A 14,678-nucleotide genomic window follows, 5' to 3' on the forward strand; every position below is an offset into this window, starting at 1 on the left:
GACGGGTTCGGGACGGGTTCGGGACGGGTTCAGCCCGGTTTAAGAAACATTTGTCTACGATGGTCTCCTCACTATGACCGGCGCGCGAGCGCCTGCGAGGAAAACCGAATGCCCCCATCAGTCACAGCTCGCGCTGGCTCGTTCATCCAGGTGCTGCGCCGTGTTTTCAGGCTTGCGGCGCCTTATTTCAAGTCGGAGGAGAAGTGGCGGGCGCGGGCCATGCTGGTCGCGATCGTCGCGCTCAATCTCTTCTATGTGTACGTGGCCGTGCTCGGCAACCAGTGGTACGGGCGCTTCTACGACGCGCTGCAGAACAAGGACGTGGTGGCCTTCTGGCGCGAGGTTCGGGTGTTCGGCTGGATCGCCTTCTTCAACATTGCGGTGCAGGTGCTCAAGTTCTACATCACGCAGCTGCTGCAGCTGCGCTGGCGCACATGGATGACGCGCAGCTACATGTCGCGCTGGATGGCGGACCGCACCTTCTACCACCTCGAACTCGCGCGCTACACGAACAGGAACGGCGCGGCGCCCGACAACCCCGACCAGCGCATCCAGGAAGACATGCAGCTCTTCACCAGCGCCACGATGACGCTGTCGATGGGCCTGCTGAACGCAGTGGTCACGCTGCTGAGCTTCATCGGGCTGCTCTGGACGCTGTCGGGCAACTTCTCGTTCACCGCGGGCGGCACGACCTACCAGATCGTCGGCGCGATGGTCTGGGTGGCGCTGGGGTATTCCATCTTTGGCACCGTCATCACGCATTTCATCGGCCGTCCGCTGATCGGGCTGAACTTCAGGCAGCAGCGCTACGAGGCCGATTTCCGGCACCACCTCGTGCGGGTGCGCGAGTACAGCGAGGCCATCGCGCTGGACCATGGCGAGAAGGTCGAGCGCGGCCAGCTCGACCTGCGCTTCGGTGACGTGCTGCGCAACTACCTGCTGCTGATCAAGCAGCAGAAGAACCTCGTCACCTTCACCTCGTTCTTCGGGCAGGCGGCGGTGATCTTTCCGTTCATCGTGGCGGCTCAGCAGTACTTCGGCGGCGCGTTCCAGCTCGGCCACCTGATGCAGATCGGCTCCGCCTTCGGCAAGGTGCAGGAGTCGCTCAGCTGGTTCGTCGACAACTACAACAGCGTGGCCGAGTGGCGCGCCACCACCGACCGCCTGACCAGCTTCGACGACGGCATGGCGGCCCATGCCGCGCGCAGCGACGCCCTGGAGCGCGCGCCCTCGCAGAGCCTGCACACCGACGACCTCGCGGTCGCCCTGCCCAACGGCACCCCGCTCCTCGCAGGCGCCGCGCTTTCCGTGAAGCCCGGCGACAGCGTGCTGCTCCAGGGCCCGTCGGGCAGCGGCAAGTCGACCCTCTTCCGCTCCTTCGCCGGCATCTGGCCCTTCTCGAAGGGCAAGCTGCAGGTGCCCGAGAACGTCGCGTTCATGCCGCAGCGCCCGTACGTGCCCGATGGCAGGCTGCGCGACGCGCTGACCTACCCCAATCCGGCCGCGAACTTCAGCGACGACCAGCTGCGCCAGGCGCTGGACGACGCCCTGCTGCCCGATCTGGTGGATCGCCTCGACGACAGCGACGCCTGGAGCCAGAAGCTCTCGGGCGGCGAGCAGCAGCGGCTGGCCATCGCGCGCGTGCTGCTGAAGAAACCGGCGTGGCTCTTCGCCGACGAGGTCACCAGCGCGCTCGACGCGCAGGCCGAGAGCGTGCTCTACAAGCGCCTTTCCGACACGGTGAAGGCGGCAGGCGGCGCGATGGTGTCGATCGCGCACCGCGCGGCGGTGGGCGACTTCCACAACCAGCGCTGGACGCTCGTGCCGCAGCAAGAAGGAAAGGACGGCGGCGCGCGCTACCGCCTGAGCACCTCCGGGGGTCAGCCCGCCGCGGCGTAGCGCTCCCAGCCCTTCCTGCGCAGATCGCAGGCGGGGCATTCGCCGCAGCCGTAGCCCCAGGCGTGGCGATGCTCGCGGTCGCCGAGGTAGCAGGTGTGGGTTTCTTCCACGATGAGGTCGACCAGCGGCTTGCCGCCCAGGCGGTGCGCCAGGCTCCAGGTCTCGGCCTTGTCGATCCACATGAGCGGCGTCTCGATGACGAGGCGGCGCTCCAGCCCGAGCGAGAGCGCGAGCTGCATCGCCTTCATGGTGTCGTCGCGGCAGTCGGGGTAGCCCGAGAAGTCGGTCTCGCAGACGCCGGTGACGATCACCTGCAGCCCGCGCCGGTAGGCCAGCGCCCCCGCGAGCGTGAGAAACAGCAGGTTGCGCCCCGGCACGAAGGTGTTGGGCAGTCCGTCGGCCTGCATGGCGAAGGCGACCTCTTCCGTGAGCGACGAACCGCCCAGCTGCGCCAGCGCGGCGAGCGTGAGCACGTGGTCTTCACCCAGGCGAGGCGCCCAGTCGGGAAAGCGCTCGCGCATCTTCGCGAGGATGCTGCCGCGCACGTCGAGCTCGACGCGGTGACGCTGCCCGTAGTCGAAGCCCAGGGTTTCGACGCGCTGGTACTTCGAGAGCGCATCGGCGAGGCAGGTGGTCGAGTCCTGGCCGCCGGAGAACAGGACGAGGGCGGTGGTGTGCAGAGGCATGTCCGTGGGCGGCGGTGCGTGCCGCCGCAATCCAAAGACGCGATTTTCCGTCAGCTTGGCGCAGCTGCCGGAATTCACCGCATCCGCTAGCCGATGCGCATGAAACGCCGAAGACATTCCGGGCATTTATTTCCGAGCGATCGGCGAACTTTCATTCGGCTTTCAACTCGTCACGGCCGGGTCATCTGACGTCTTTAGATTTCATCGCCAGAAATGGTGCACGCCCGGTGCGCCGGTCTAACAACCAACCGAGGGAATCATGACCCAACGCCTCATCGCCCCAGCACTGCTGGGCGTCTCTCTCCTGCTGTCCGCCTGTGGCGGCAGCAGCAACAACAACGGCATCGTGCTGCCGTTCATCCCGCCGCCCACCAACACCACAACGCCGCCGCCCACAGCGCAGGCGCCGAAGAACGTCCTGTTCTTCCTGGGCGACGGCATGGGCATCACCACCATGACCGCCGCGCGCATCTACAAGGTCGGCGAGGACGGCGACCTCACGATGGACACGCTGCCCGAGACGGCCTTCGTCCACACCTATTCGAACGACGCCCAGGTCACCGACAGCGCTCCCTCGATGTCGGCCTACATGACCGGCGTGAAGATGAACAACGAGGTCATCTCGATGAGCGCCGAGACCAAGGCGACCGACGCCTCGGGCAAGGCCTACCACGTCAACTTCGACAGCACCTGCCCCTCGGGCAACGGCCAGGCGGTGGAAACGCTGCTCGAGCAGAGCAAGGCCAGGGGCTACGCCACCGGCGTGGTCACCACCACCCGCATCACGCACGCCACGCCCGCGGCCACGTACTCGCACGTGTGCCACCGCGACGCCGAGAACACCATCGCCGCCGCGCTCGTGCCGGGCGGCGCCGGCTACAACGGCAAGCTGGGCGACGGGGTCGACGTGTTCTTCGGCGGCGGCACCGACTACTTCACCGCCAAGGAAGACGGCGGCAAGCGCAACGACAAGCGCAATCTCATCGCCGAGCTGAAGGCCGCGAAGTACAGCTTCGCCGCGAACAAGAGCGAGTTCGACAAGCTGCCGGCCGACGGCGCCACCAAGATCGCCGGCCTCTTCACCAAGAGCCACATGGCGTACGACCTCGACCGCGACGCCACCAAGGAGCCGAGCCTGGCCGAGATGACCGGCAAGGCCATCGACGCGCTGGCCGCGCGCAAGAAGGGCTTCTTCCTGATGGTGGAGGGCGGGCGCATCGACCACGCGCTGCACGCCACCAACGCACGCCGCGCCCTGCAGGACACAGGCGCCTTCGACGACGCCATCAAGCTCGCGCTCGACAGGATGCAGGCCATCGACCCTGGCCTGAAGAACACGCTGGTGGTGGTCACGGCCGACCACGACCACACGCTGCAGCTCAACGGCTACGCCGCGCGCACCGGCAAGACAGAGGCGGGCAAGCCCGGCGTGCTGGGCCTCGTGAAGGACTACGTCGACACCAGCAAGACCAGCAAGGACGTCGATGGCAACCCCTACACCATCATCGGCTTCGGCAACGGCCCGCGCCGCCTCGCCACGCGAGGCCCGATCTCCGACGCCGAGCTGGAAAGCAAGGACTACCGGCAGGAAGCCGTGGTGCCGATGGATGCGGCCAGCGACTCCGAAACCCACGGCGGCGCTGACGTCTTCCTCGGTGCCCAGGGCCTGGGTGCCGACAACTTCTCCGGCGTGATCACCAACACCGACGTGTTCGGCCTCATCAAGAAGGCGGTCGGCCTGTGAAGGGCAGCGAGCGCTCATCGACGAACACCACCATGAACACGACGACCATGAACCGCATCACCCGCAACACCCGCCTGGCCGCCGCCCTCGTCTGCGCCGCTGCCGGCACCCTGGCCGGCAGCGCCCACGCCGCCGGCGAAGCCAGGAACGTCATCTTCTTCCTCGGCGACGGCATGGGCCCCGTCACCGTGACCGCCGCGCGCATCTACAAGGGCGAGAAGCAGCTTGCCGCCCAGCCCGGATCGCTGGTGAGCCCCGAGCGCGCCAATCTCGTCATGCAGTCGCTGCCGTACGCCGCGCGCGTGAAGACCTTCTCGCTCGACGGCCAGACCACCGACAGCGCGCCCTCCATGGCCGCGTACATGACCGGCGTGAAGATGCGCAACGAAGTCATCTCGATGTCCAGCGACACCACCGCGGTCGACGGCACCGGCAAGCAGTACATCAACGGCGAGGACACCACCTGCCCGCCCACCAACGGCAAGGCCGTCGACACGCTGCTCGAACTCGCCAAGGCCAAGGGCCGTTCGGTGGGTGCCGTCTCGACCACGCGCGTGGGCCACGCCACGCCGGCCACCACCTACTCGCACATCTGCAACCGCAACGGCTACAACACCATCGCCGAGCAGAGCGTGCCGGGCCACGCCAACTACAACCCCAAGCTGCTCGACGGCGTGGACGTGCTCCTGGGCGGCGGCCAGCGCAACTACCTGCCGGTGGCGACCAACCCCGGCAGCAAGCGCACCGACGGCGTCGACCTGGTGGCCGCGATGAAGGCCAAGGGCTACACTTACGTCGACACCGGCACCAAGCTCAAGGCCGTCGACACGGCCGCCACCGGCAAGCTGCTGGGCCTGTTCTCCCAGAGCGAGATGGCCTACGAGCTCGACCGCGTGAAGCAGAGCCTCGACCAGCCCAGCCTCTCGGAGATGACCGAGAAGGCGCTCGGCGTGCTCAGCAAGAACGACAAGGGCTTCTTCCTGATGGTGGAAGGCGGCCGCATCGACCACGCGCTGCACGGCACCAACGCCAAGCGCGCGCTCGAAGACACTCTGGCCTTCGACACCGCCATCCAGACTGCGCTCGACTTCATGAACAAGAAGGACCCTGGCCTGAAGAACACGCTGGTGGTGGTCACCGCCGACCACGACCACGCGATCGCCTTCAACGGCTATCCGAAGATCGGCAATCCGATCCTGGGCAAGGTCAACGGCTATGCCGACGGGAAGCTCGCGAAGGCGGCGGACGGCAACCCCTACACCACGCTGGTGTTCGGCAACGGCGGCCGCCCCAACGCGACGGGTTCCAGCCAGGTGAACGCGGAAGACGGCAACAAGCCGTGGATCGCCCCGGCGCGCGCAGCCTCGCGCGACGACCAGACCGCGATGGACACCACCGACGACAACTTCCTGCAGGAAGTCGGCATCAACCTCGGTTCGCCCGGCGCCGAAACCCACGGCGGCGGCGACGTGATGCTGTTCGCGGGCGGCGCGGGCTCGAAGATCTTCAAGGGCACGATGGAGAACATCAAGGTGTTCAACAAGGTCAAGGAAGCGGCCGGGCTGTGAGCAAATCCGTGGCACTGAAAACGCTGCTGGCAGCGACGGCCTTCGGGGCCTTCGCGGCCCTTCCGCCTGCAGCCACCGCCGCAGGCGATGCCGAGGCGCCCGACCAGAACCTGCGCATCCAGCACCATGTGATGACGATCGGCAAGGACGGCGTGCAGCGCGAGAGCCGCTACGCCGACCTGATGTTCCGCCGCGCCGGCACGGTGTGGATCGAGCGCGAGCTGCCGCCCGCGCTGCGCGCCGACCACGACCACGAGGCCACCGAAGGCAAGGTGCACATCGGCCACTCGCACGCCGACAACACGGCCGCCCCGCTGTGGCTGAGCCGCGACCAGGCCGGCAAGGTGCAGGTCAACATGGTGCTGCGCCAGCAGCGCAAGCTGATCGAGGTCGACAAGGCGAACTACGGCAACGTGGGCTACGGCGGCTCGTGGGCGAACGCCTACTGGCTCGTCGACCCGGCCAGCCTGCCGCGCATGAAGCCGCTGGGTGCCGCGGGCAAGGGCGTGCAGCGCTACGAGCTGCAGCAGGGCGAGAGCACGCTGCGCATCGAGTGGGACACGGTCGGCCGCTACGCGCGCAAGATCGAACAGCGCAACGAGCACGGCACCTCGCTCAACGTGATGACCGCATCGTCCATTCCCGCGCCGAAGACGCTGCCGTGGAAGGCCGCCGACTCCTACGAGCGCGGCGAATATTCCGACCTGCTCGACTGACCCGGTTCACCCCGAGGCGTCGCGCACTTCGTGTCGCTACGCCGCCCCCTTCCGGGGGCAACACCTGCGGCCCGGCGGAGCCGGTTCCGCGGCGTTTCACGAAAGGGCCTTCAGGCCCTTTTCTGTTGGCGGTTAAAGAAAGCGCTCGAGCAGCTTGCGCGAGGCCCGGTCCAGCGTCTTCACGTCGGGAATGCGGAACTGCACGCCGTGCGCACTTGCAATCAACAGCGCGCCGCCTTCGAGCCGGCGGATGTCCTCCTCGGCCTTGAGCATGAAGCTGGTCTCGCCGCGGTCGGTGCTGATGGTCCAGGTGCTGGGCACGCCGAAGCTCGACACGCCGTGCAGCTTCAGCAGCGTAGGCGCGAAGTCGCGCACCGCGAGGTCTTCCTCGAGCAATGCACGGGCCTGCGCCGGCAACTGCTCGACGCTGTCGATCCAGACCAGCTCCCGGCCCTCGCTGCCGACCAGCGAGATGCCCTGGCCGGGCGCGCTCAGCGGAAAGGCCCGCACGGGCACGATGCCCACGTGGCGCTCGCCCTGGGCATCGATCAGCACGAGGCGGCCGAAGGGGTCGCGTTCCAGTTGGAATGGGTTGCTGCTTGTCATGCGTCACCTGCCGGATGGGCCGCGTGGGTGATGGCGACCGGCGCCTGCGCGCTGGCGCGTTCGTCGGCGGCGCCTTCGCTCGCGTCGTCGTCGCCCTGGCGCAGCTGCGCCTGGTAGAGCCGCCAGTAGGCGCCCTGCTTCGCCATCAAGGCGTCGTGCGGGCCGACTTCGACCACTTCGCCACGGTCCATGACCACAAGGCGGTCCGCCTTGCGCAGCGTCGACAGGCGGTGCGCGATGGCGATGGTGGTGCGGCCCTGCACGAGGTTGTCGAGCGCCTTCTGGATTTCCTTCTCGGTCTCGGTGTCCACCGCCGAGGTCGCCTCGTCGAGGATCAGGATGCGCGGGTCGATCAGCAGCGCGCGCGCGATGCTGATGCGCTGGCGCTCGCCGCCCGACAGGCCCTGCCCGCGCTCGCCGACCAGCGAGTCGTAGCCGTGCGGCAGGCGCAGGATGAAGTCGTGCGCATGCGCGGCCCGCGCGGCGGCGACGATCTCCTCGCGCGTGGCGTCGGGCTTGCCGTAGGCGATGTTCTGGGCGATGGTGCCGAAGAAGAGGAACGGCTCCTGCAGCACCAGCCCGACGTGGCGGCGGTAGTCGGCCACGGCGAAGCGGCGGATGTCGGTGCCGTCGACCTTGATGGCGCCGTCGGTCACGTCGTAGAAGCGGCAGATCAGGTTGACCAGCGTGCTCTTGCCCGAGCCGCTGTGGCCCACGAGGCCGATCATCTCGCCGGGCTCGATGGTCAGGTCGAGGTCGTGGATGACCGCGCGCGACCCGTAGCGGAAGCCCAGCCCGCTCATCTCGATGCGGCCCTGCACGCGCTCCACTTTCACCGGATTGGCCGGTTCGGGCACGTTGCTCACGTGGTCGAGGATGTCGAAGATGCGCTTGGCGCCCGCCGCCGCCTTCTGGGTGACCGAGACGATGCGGCTCATGGAGTCGAGCCGGGTGTAGAAGCGCCCGATGTACGCGATGAAGGCGGTGAGCACACCCACCGTGATGCTGCCGCGCGCCACCTGCCAGATGCCGAAGGCCCAGACCACCAGCAGGCCGATCTCGGTGAGCAGCGACACGGTCGGCGTGAACAGCGACCAGGTGCGGTTGAGCTTGTCGTTGACCTGCAGGTTGTAGGTGTTGGCGATGCGGAAGCGCTCGGCCTCGCGGCGCTCCTGGGCGAAGGCCTTCACCACGCGGATGCCGGGGATGGTGTCGGCCAGCACGTTGGTCACCTCGGACCAGACGCGGTCGATCTTCTCGAAGCCGGTGCGCAGGCGGTCGCGCACGACGTGGATCATCCAGGCGATGAAGGGCAGCGGCACCAGCGTGACCACCGCCAGCAGCGGATTGATGGAGATCAGGATGACCGCGGTCATCACGATCATCAGCACGTCGTTGGCGAAATCGAGCGCGTGCAGCGACAGGAAGACGTTGATGCGGTCGGTCTCGGAGCCGATGCGCGCCATCAGGTCGCCGGTGCGCTTGCCGCCGAAGTAGTCCAGCGGCAGGGTCAGCAGGTGCTCGTAGGTGGTGGTGCGCAGGTCGGCGCCGATGCGCTCGGACACCAGCGCCAGCAGATAGGTTCGGGCCCAGCCCAGCCCCCAGCCGACCAGCGCCGCCAGCAGCAGGCCGCCCAGGTAGAAGCCCACGCGCATGGTGTCGATCTTCTGGCCGTTCTGGAACGGGATCAGGATGTCGTCCATCAGCGGGATGGTCAGGTACGGCGGAACCAGGGTGGCGGCCGTGGAGAGCAGCGTCAGGAAGAACCCGACGATCAGCTGCTTGCGGTACGGCTTGGCGAAACGGCCCAGGCGTAGCAGCACCCAGGTGGAGGGCGGGGTCTGGAGTTCGGTGTCGGTGGAATCGTCGCCGTCGGCGGACTCGGCGGACTCCGGTGTCTCCTTGGCGACACTACCAGCCGTTCGCTGTCCGAACAGCTTCATCAGCCGCAGCGCCGCGACCTGCCCGGCCAGGGTGTAGCGCCAGCGTGCCAGGCGGCCCGAAGCGTCCACCAGATCGAGCGTGCCGACGCCGGCATGATCGGAAACGCGCAATTCCAGGGCTTCGTCGGTTAGCGGCCACTCACGCCACTGCTCCGAGGAAGCGGCGCGGGGATCGAATGCGATCAGCCTCCGGTCAGTCAGGGCGACTATGGCGGAGGCGAAGCTAAGTTGGTCGTCGAGGTCAACCGTCAGTGTTACCAGAACGTTTTCCGCGACTGCGAGGCGGTTTTTCAGTGCTTGCGCTGATGCCGCTTCTGTTTCGCCCTCCCGGGTGCCGACTGGATCGTGATGTTGCATTGTGTTTCTTTGACTCTTGCCCGTCGCGGGCCTCTTGGACCGCGTCATGGCGCCCCAGGTCGGGCGCCGATTCTGACCGATCGCCATGGGCGCGCTTGAAGGCGCCGCGGTGCTCGGCCAAAGCACATCGAACGTTTGCATGACCCGTTTCGACGACATCCAACTGCTGCGCATCAATTATTTGCGCGGACCCAATCTCTGGACCTACCGTCCCGTGCTCGAAGTCTGGCTCGACCTGGGCCAGCTCGAAGACTACCCCTCCAACAAGATCGACGGCTTCACCGACCGCCTGACGACCCTGCTGCCGGCGCTCATCGAGCACCACTGCGGCGTCGGCGAGCGCGGCGGCTTCATCCAGCGGCTGACCGAAGGCACCTGGTCGGGGCACGTGCTGGAGCACGTCGTCATCGAACTGCTGAACCTGGCGGGCATGCCGACCGGCTTCGGCCAGACCCGCAGCACCTCGGAGCACGGCGTCTACCGCATGGTGTTCCGCGCGCGTGACGAGCAGGTCGCCCGCGTGGCGCTGGCCGAGGGCCACCGCCTGCTGATGGCGGCCATCAACAACGACCCGTTCACCGCCGCCGACGTGCAGAAGGCGGTCGATGCGGTCAAGGGCAAGGTCGAAGACTGCTACCTCGGCCCGAGCACCGCCGCCATCGTGGCCGCCGCCACCGACCGCGGCATTCCCCACATGCGGCTGAACAGCGGCAACCTCGTGCAGCTGGGCTACGGCGCCAACCAGCAGCGCATCTGGACCGCCGAGACCGACTACACCAGCGCCATCGGCGAATCCATCGCCAGCGACAAGGAGCTGACCAAGTCCCTGCTCGCGAGCTGCGGCGTGCCCGTGCCCGAAGGCCAGGTGGTCGCCGATGCCGAAGAGGCCTGGGAAGCCGCCGAGGACATCGGCCTGCCCGTGGTCGTGAAGCCTTCCGACGCCAACCACGGCCGCGGCGTCTCGCTCGAGCTGACGACCCGCGAGGAAGTCATGGCCGCCTTCGCGGTCGCCGAGCCCGAGGGCAGCGACGTGATGGTCGAGCGCTTCATCCGCGGCCACGAGCACCGCCTGCTGGTGGTGGGCGGCGAGGTGGTGGCTGCCGCGCGCGGCGAGATCATCACCGTGACCGGCGACGGCAAGTCCAGCGTACGCGAACTCATCGACAAGCAGCTCAACAGCGACCCGCGCCGCGGCGCCGAGGAAGAGTTCCCGCTCGACGTGATCCTGATCGACACCGACGCCAAGCTGCAGCTCGAACTCAAGCGCCAGGACCTGAACGCCGAAGCCGTGCCCGCGGCCGGCCGCGTGGTCACGATCCAGCGCAACGGCAACATGGCCAACGACTGCACCGACCAGGTCCATCCCGAGGTGGCGCACGCCGCCGTGCTGGCAGCCCGCGTGGTCGGCCTGGACATCGCCGGCATCGACCTCGTGGCGCAGGATATCTCGCGGCCCCTCGGCCCGCAGGGCGGCGCGATCGTCGAAGTCAACGCCGGCCCCGGCCTGCTGATGCACCTGAAGCCGGCCGTCGGCTCGCCGCGCCCGGTGGGCCGCGCGATCTGCGACCACCTGTTCCCCAACGACGCACCCGGGCGCATTCCCGTGGTCGGCGTGGCCGGCTCGCGCGACACCGCCGTGCTGGCGCGCCTGGTGGCCTGGCTCATCAACCTGGGCGGCCGCCACACCGGGCTGGCCTGCCGCGACGGCCTGTTCCTCGAACGCCGCCGCGTCGACGCGCGCGACAGCGCCAACTGGGAAGCCGGCCACCGCCTGCTGGTGAACCGCGCGGTGCAGGCCGTGGTCATCGAGAACGGCGCCGAGACCATCCTGCGCGACGGCCTCGCTTACGACCGCTGCGAAGTCGGCATCGTCACCGACCTCGAAGGCTGCGAAGCGCTGGCCGACTACGACATCACCGAGAGCGACCAGATGGTCAAGGTGCTGCGCACGCAGGTCGACGTGGTGCTGCCCGAAGGCACGGCCGTGCTCAATGCCGCCGACCCGCGCGTGGCCGGCCTGGCTCCGCTGTGCGACGGCGCAGTCATTCTGTATTCGGCCGACGCGCAGGCCCCCGCGCTCTCCGCGCACCAGAGCGCCGGCGGCAAGGCCGTGCTCGTACGGCAGGACCGCGTGGTGCTGGCCAACGGCAGCAGCGAATCGTTCCTGCCGGGCCTCGGCCGCCTGACCGTGTGGCGCGCCACGCATGCCGGCGTGAGCCTCGAGAGCCTGCTGGCCGCCGTGGCCGCGGCATGGGCCATGGGCATTCCGCTCAACCTGATCGGTGCCGGCGTCGAAGCCTTCGAGGCCGACCTGCAGGCTGCGCTGGCCTCGCTGCAGCTCTCGCAGACCCAGCCCCTCCAACCCCAATTCGCCTGAGGCTCTTCGCCTCGCCAGATAGACAGCAGCAGCTCCCGCAGCCCATGAAAGTCACCCGCACCCGAGCCCTTCGCGGGCCCAATCTCTGGAGCCGCCATACCGCCATCGAGGCGGTCGTGGCCTGCCACGGCGACGAGAACGCCATCAGCAAGCTGAGCGGTTTCGAAGACCGCCTGCGCGCACGCTTCCCGACCATCGGCGAACTGCACCCGATGGTGCTGGGCCAGCCGCTGGCGCTCGCCCACGTGCTGGAGAACGCCGCCGTCGCGCTGCAGGCCCAGGCCGGCTGCGCGGTCAACTTCGGCCACACCTCTCCCACCGTGGAAGAAGGCGTCTACCAGGTCGTGTTCCAGTACACCGAGGAGGCCGTGGGCCGCCGCGCCGCCGAGCTGGCCGAGGAGCTGATCGTCGCCGCCCAGAACGACACGCCCTTCGACGCCGAAGCCGCCATCGCAGAGCTGCGCGACCTCGACGAATCCGAGCGCCTGGGCCCGAGCACCGGCTCCATCGTCGACGCGGCGGTTGCGCGCGGCATTCCGTTCCGCCGCCTAACGCGCGGCAGCCTGGTGCAGTTCGGCTGGGGTTCGAAGCAGCGCCGCATCCAGGCTGCCGAGGTCGACAGCACCAGCGGTGTGGCCGAATCGATCGCGCAGGACAAGGAGCTGACCAAGCAGCTGCTCAACGCCGCCGGCGTGCCGGTGCCGCTGGGCCGCCCCGTGAGCAGCGCCGAAGACGGCTGGGCCGCCGCCAACGAGATCGGCCTGCCGGTCGTGGTGAAGCCGCAGGACGGCAACCAGGGCAAGGGCGTGACGGTCAACATCAACTCGCGCGAGGAGCTGTTCGCGGCCTACGAATCGGCCGCCGTCTACGGCGAGGTGATGGTCGAGAAGTTCCTGCCGGGCTTCGACTTCCGCCTGCTGGTGGTGGGCGACCGCCTCGTGGCCGCCGCACGCCGCGATCCGCCGCAGGTGATCGGCGACGGCAGCTCCACCGTTCGCCAGCTGGTCGACACGGTGAACCTCGACCCGCGCCGCGGCGAGGGCCATGCCACCTCGCTCACCAAGATCCGCCTGGACGACATCGCCATCGGCCGGCTCGAATCGCAGGGCCTCACGCCCGACAGCGTGCCCACGCTCGGCCAGCGCGTGGTGCTGCGCAACAACGCCAACCTCTCCACCGGCGGCACCGCCACCGACGTGACCGACACCGTGCACCCCGAAGTCGCGGCGCGCGCGATCGACGCGGCGCAGATGGTCGGCCTGCACATTTGCGGCGTCGACATGGTCTGCGAGAACGTGCTGCGCCCGCTCGAGGAGCAGCATGGCGGCGTGGTGGAAGTGAATGCCGCGCCCGGCCTTCGCATGCACATCTCGCCGTCGTTCGGCCGCGGCCGCGCGGTCGGCGAGGCGGTGATGGACACGCTCTTCGCCCACGGCGACGACGGCCGCATCCCCGTGGTGGCCGTCACCGGCACCAACGGCAAGACCACCACCGCGCGCCTCATCAACCACCTGCTCGCATCGAGCGGCCTGCGCACCGGCATGACCAACACCGACGGCGTGTACGTCGACGGCCGGCAGACCGACAGCGGCGACTGCAGCGGCCCCAAGAGCGCACGCAACGTGCTGATGCACCCCGACGTGGACGCGGCCGTGTTCGAGGTGGCGCGCGGCGGCATCCTGCGCGAGGGCCTGGGCTTCGACCGCTGCCAGGTGGCGGTCGTCACCAACATCGGCAGCGGCGACCATCTCGGCCTGAACTACATCACCACCGTGGAAGACCTCGCGGTGCTCAAGCGCGTGATCGTGCGCAACGTGGCGCCCGACGGCTACGCGGTGCTCAACGCGGCCGACGTCAACGTCGCCGCGATGGCCACCGGCTGCCCCGGCAACGTGATCTTCTTCACCGCCGACCGCATGCACCCTGTGATGGCCACACACCGCGCGCAGGGCAAGCGCACCGTGTACGTCGACCAGGACACGCTGGTGGCCGCCGAAGGCTCGTGGCGCGAACGCATTCCGCTGCGCGACGTGCCGATCACCCGTGGCGGCAGCATCGGCTTCCAGGTCGACAACGTGATGGCCGCCGTGGCCGCGGCCTGGGGCGTGGGCCTCGACTGGGACACCATCCGCAGCGGCCTCGCGAGCTTCATGAACGACGCGGCCGGCGTGCCCGGGCGCTTCAACGTCATGGACTACCGCGGCGCGACCGTGATCGCCGACTATGGCCACAACACCGACGCGATGCGCGCGCTGGTGTCGGCCGTGGACACCATGCCGGCGAACAAGCGCTCGGTGGTCATCAGCGGCGCGGGCGACCGGCGCGACTCCGACATCCGCGACCAGACGGCCATCCTCGGGCAGGCCTTCGACGACGTGATCCTCTACCAGGACGCGGCCCAGCGCGGCCGCGCCGACGGCGAGGTCATGGCGCTGCTGCGCCAGGGCCTGCAGGGCGCGGCCCGCACGCGCTACATCGACGAGATCCGCGGCGAGTTCGTGGCCATCGACGCCGCGCTGGCCCGCCTGCAGCCGGGCGACCTCTCGCTGATCCTGGTTGACCAGGTCGAGGAGGCACTCGCCCACCTGGCCCAGCGGATCGCGGCGGGCTAGGAAGCTCGCCCCAGGCTTCGCGCACTTCGTGTCGCGCGCGCCTTCCCCCTCCCGGGGGCGGCGTCTGCGTCCCGGCAAGGCAGATTGCGCGACGCCCTGTTTGAAGGCCCGTCCACTGCCGGACATGTCCGACACGCAAGGGCGAGTCCGGCTCGGTGGGCGGCGTGCGG

General features: G+C 68.6%; 9 protein-coding genes. 6 read left to right on the forward strand and 3 right to left on the reverse strand.

The window, feature by feature from the left end; translation table 11 throughout:
* The first annotated feature begins 108 nt into the window (after positions 1 to 108).
* Positions 109 to 1,899, forward strand: a complete 1,791-nt coding sequence (locus tag FHY06_RS09185; protein WP_184604571.1) for an ABC transporter ATP-binding protein/permease — start codon at positions 109 to 111, stop codon at positions 1,897 to 1,899.
* Here the strand turns inward: FHY06_RS09185 and queC are convergent.
* Complete coding sequence (queC, locus tag FHY06_RS09190) at positions 1,881 to 2,585, reverse strand: 7-cyano-7-deazaguanine synthase QueC (protein ID WP_019654523.1); 705 nt, start codon at positions 2,583 to 2,585, stop codon at positions 1,881 to 1,883. The genes FHY06_RS09185 and queC overlap by 19 nt on opposite strands.
* Before the next feature lie 259 nt (positions 2,586 to 2,844).
* Here queC and FHY06_RS09195 point away from each other — a divergent pair, with 259 nt between their 5' ends.
* Genes FHY06_RS09195 through FHY06_RS09205 form a run of 3 tightly spaced genes read left to right on the forward strand, consistent with a single transcriptional unit; the run spans position 2,845 to position 6,613 of the window.
* Positions 2,845 to 4,329 carry an alkaline phosphatase gene (locus FHY06_RS09195; protein WP_184604573.1) on the forward strand — a complete coding sequence of 495 codons (1,485 nt, stop codon included), beginning with the start codon at positions 2,845 to 2,847 and terminating at the stop codon, positions 4,327 to 4,329.
* A gap of 32 nt (positions 4,330 to 4,361) precedes the next feature.
* Positions 4,362 to 5,897 carry an alkaline phosphatase gene (locus FHY06_RS09200; RefSeq protein WP_260310171.1) on the forward strand — a complete coding sequence of 512 codons (1,536 nt, stop codon included), beginning with the start codon at positions 4,362 to 4,364 and terminating at the stop codon, positions 5,895 to 5,897.
* On the forward strand, positions 5,894 to 6,613 hold the full coding sequence (locus tag FHY06_RS09205; protein WP_019654526.1) for a hypothetical protein: 720 nt from the start codon (positions 5,894 to 5,896) through the stop codon (positions 6,611 to 6,613). Before FHY06_RS09200 ends, FHY06_RS09205 begins: the two co-directional genes overlap by 4 nt.
* 132 nt (positions 6,614 to 6,745) lie before the next feature.
* On the opposite strand, the gene FHY06_RS09210 is transcribed toward FHY06_RS09205, so the two are convergent.
* Both FHY06_RS09210 and FHY06_RS09215 read right to left on the reverse strand, forming a co-directional pair.
* Positions 6,746 to 7,219, reverse strand: a complete 474-nt coding sequence (locus tag FHY06_RS09210) for a cyanophycin metabolism-associated DUF1854 family protein (protein WP_184604576.1) — start codon at positions 7,217 to 7,219, stop codon at positions 6,746 to 6,748.
* On the reverse strand, positions 7,216 to 9,519 hold the full coding sequence (locus FHY06_RS09215) for a cyanophycin metabolism-associated ABC transporter (protein ID WP_019654528.1): 2,304 nt from the start codon (positions 9,517 to 9,519) through the stop codon (positions 7,216 to 7,218). Before FHY06_RS09215 ends, FHY06_RS09210 begins: the two co-directional genes overlap by 4 nt.
* A gap of 139 nt (positions 9,520 to 9,658) precedes the next feature.
* On the opposite strand from FHY06_RS09215, the gene FHY06_RS09220 reads away from it, so the two are divergent.
* Both FHY06_RS09220 and cphA read left to right on the forward strand, forming a co-directional pair.
* Complete coding sequence (locus FHY06_RS09220; protein ID WP_240649907.1) at positions 9,659 to 11,896, forward strand: cyanophycin synthetase; 2,238 nt, start codon at positions 9,659 to 9,661, stop codon at positions 11,894 to 11,896.
* 44 nt (positions 11,897 to 11,940) lie between these two features.
* Positions 11,941 to 14,508 (forward strand): cyanophycin synthetase, encoded by a 2,568-nt coding sequence (gene cphA, locus FHY06_RS09225; protein ID WP_184604579.1) that lies wholly within the window; start codon positions 11,941 to 11,943, stop codon positions 14,506 to 14,508.
* Positions 14,509 to 14,678 lie beyond the last annotated feature (170 nt).

It is taken from the genome of Variovorax atrisoli, assembly GCF_014195185.1.
GTDB lineage: Bacteria > Pseudomonadota > Gammaproteobacteria > Burkholderiales > Burkholderiaceae_C > Variovorax > Variovorax atrisoli.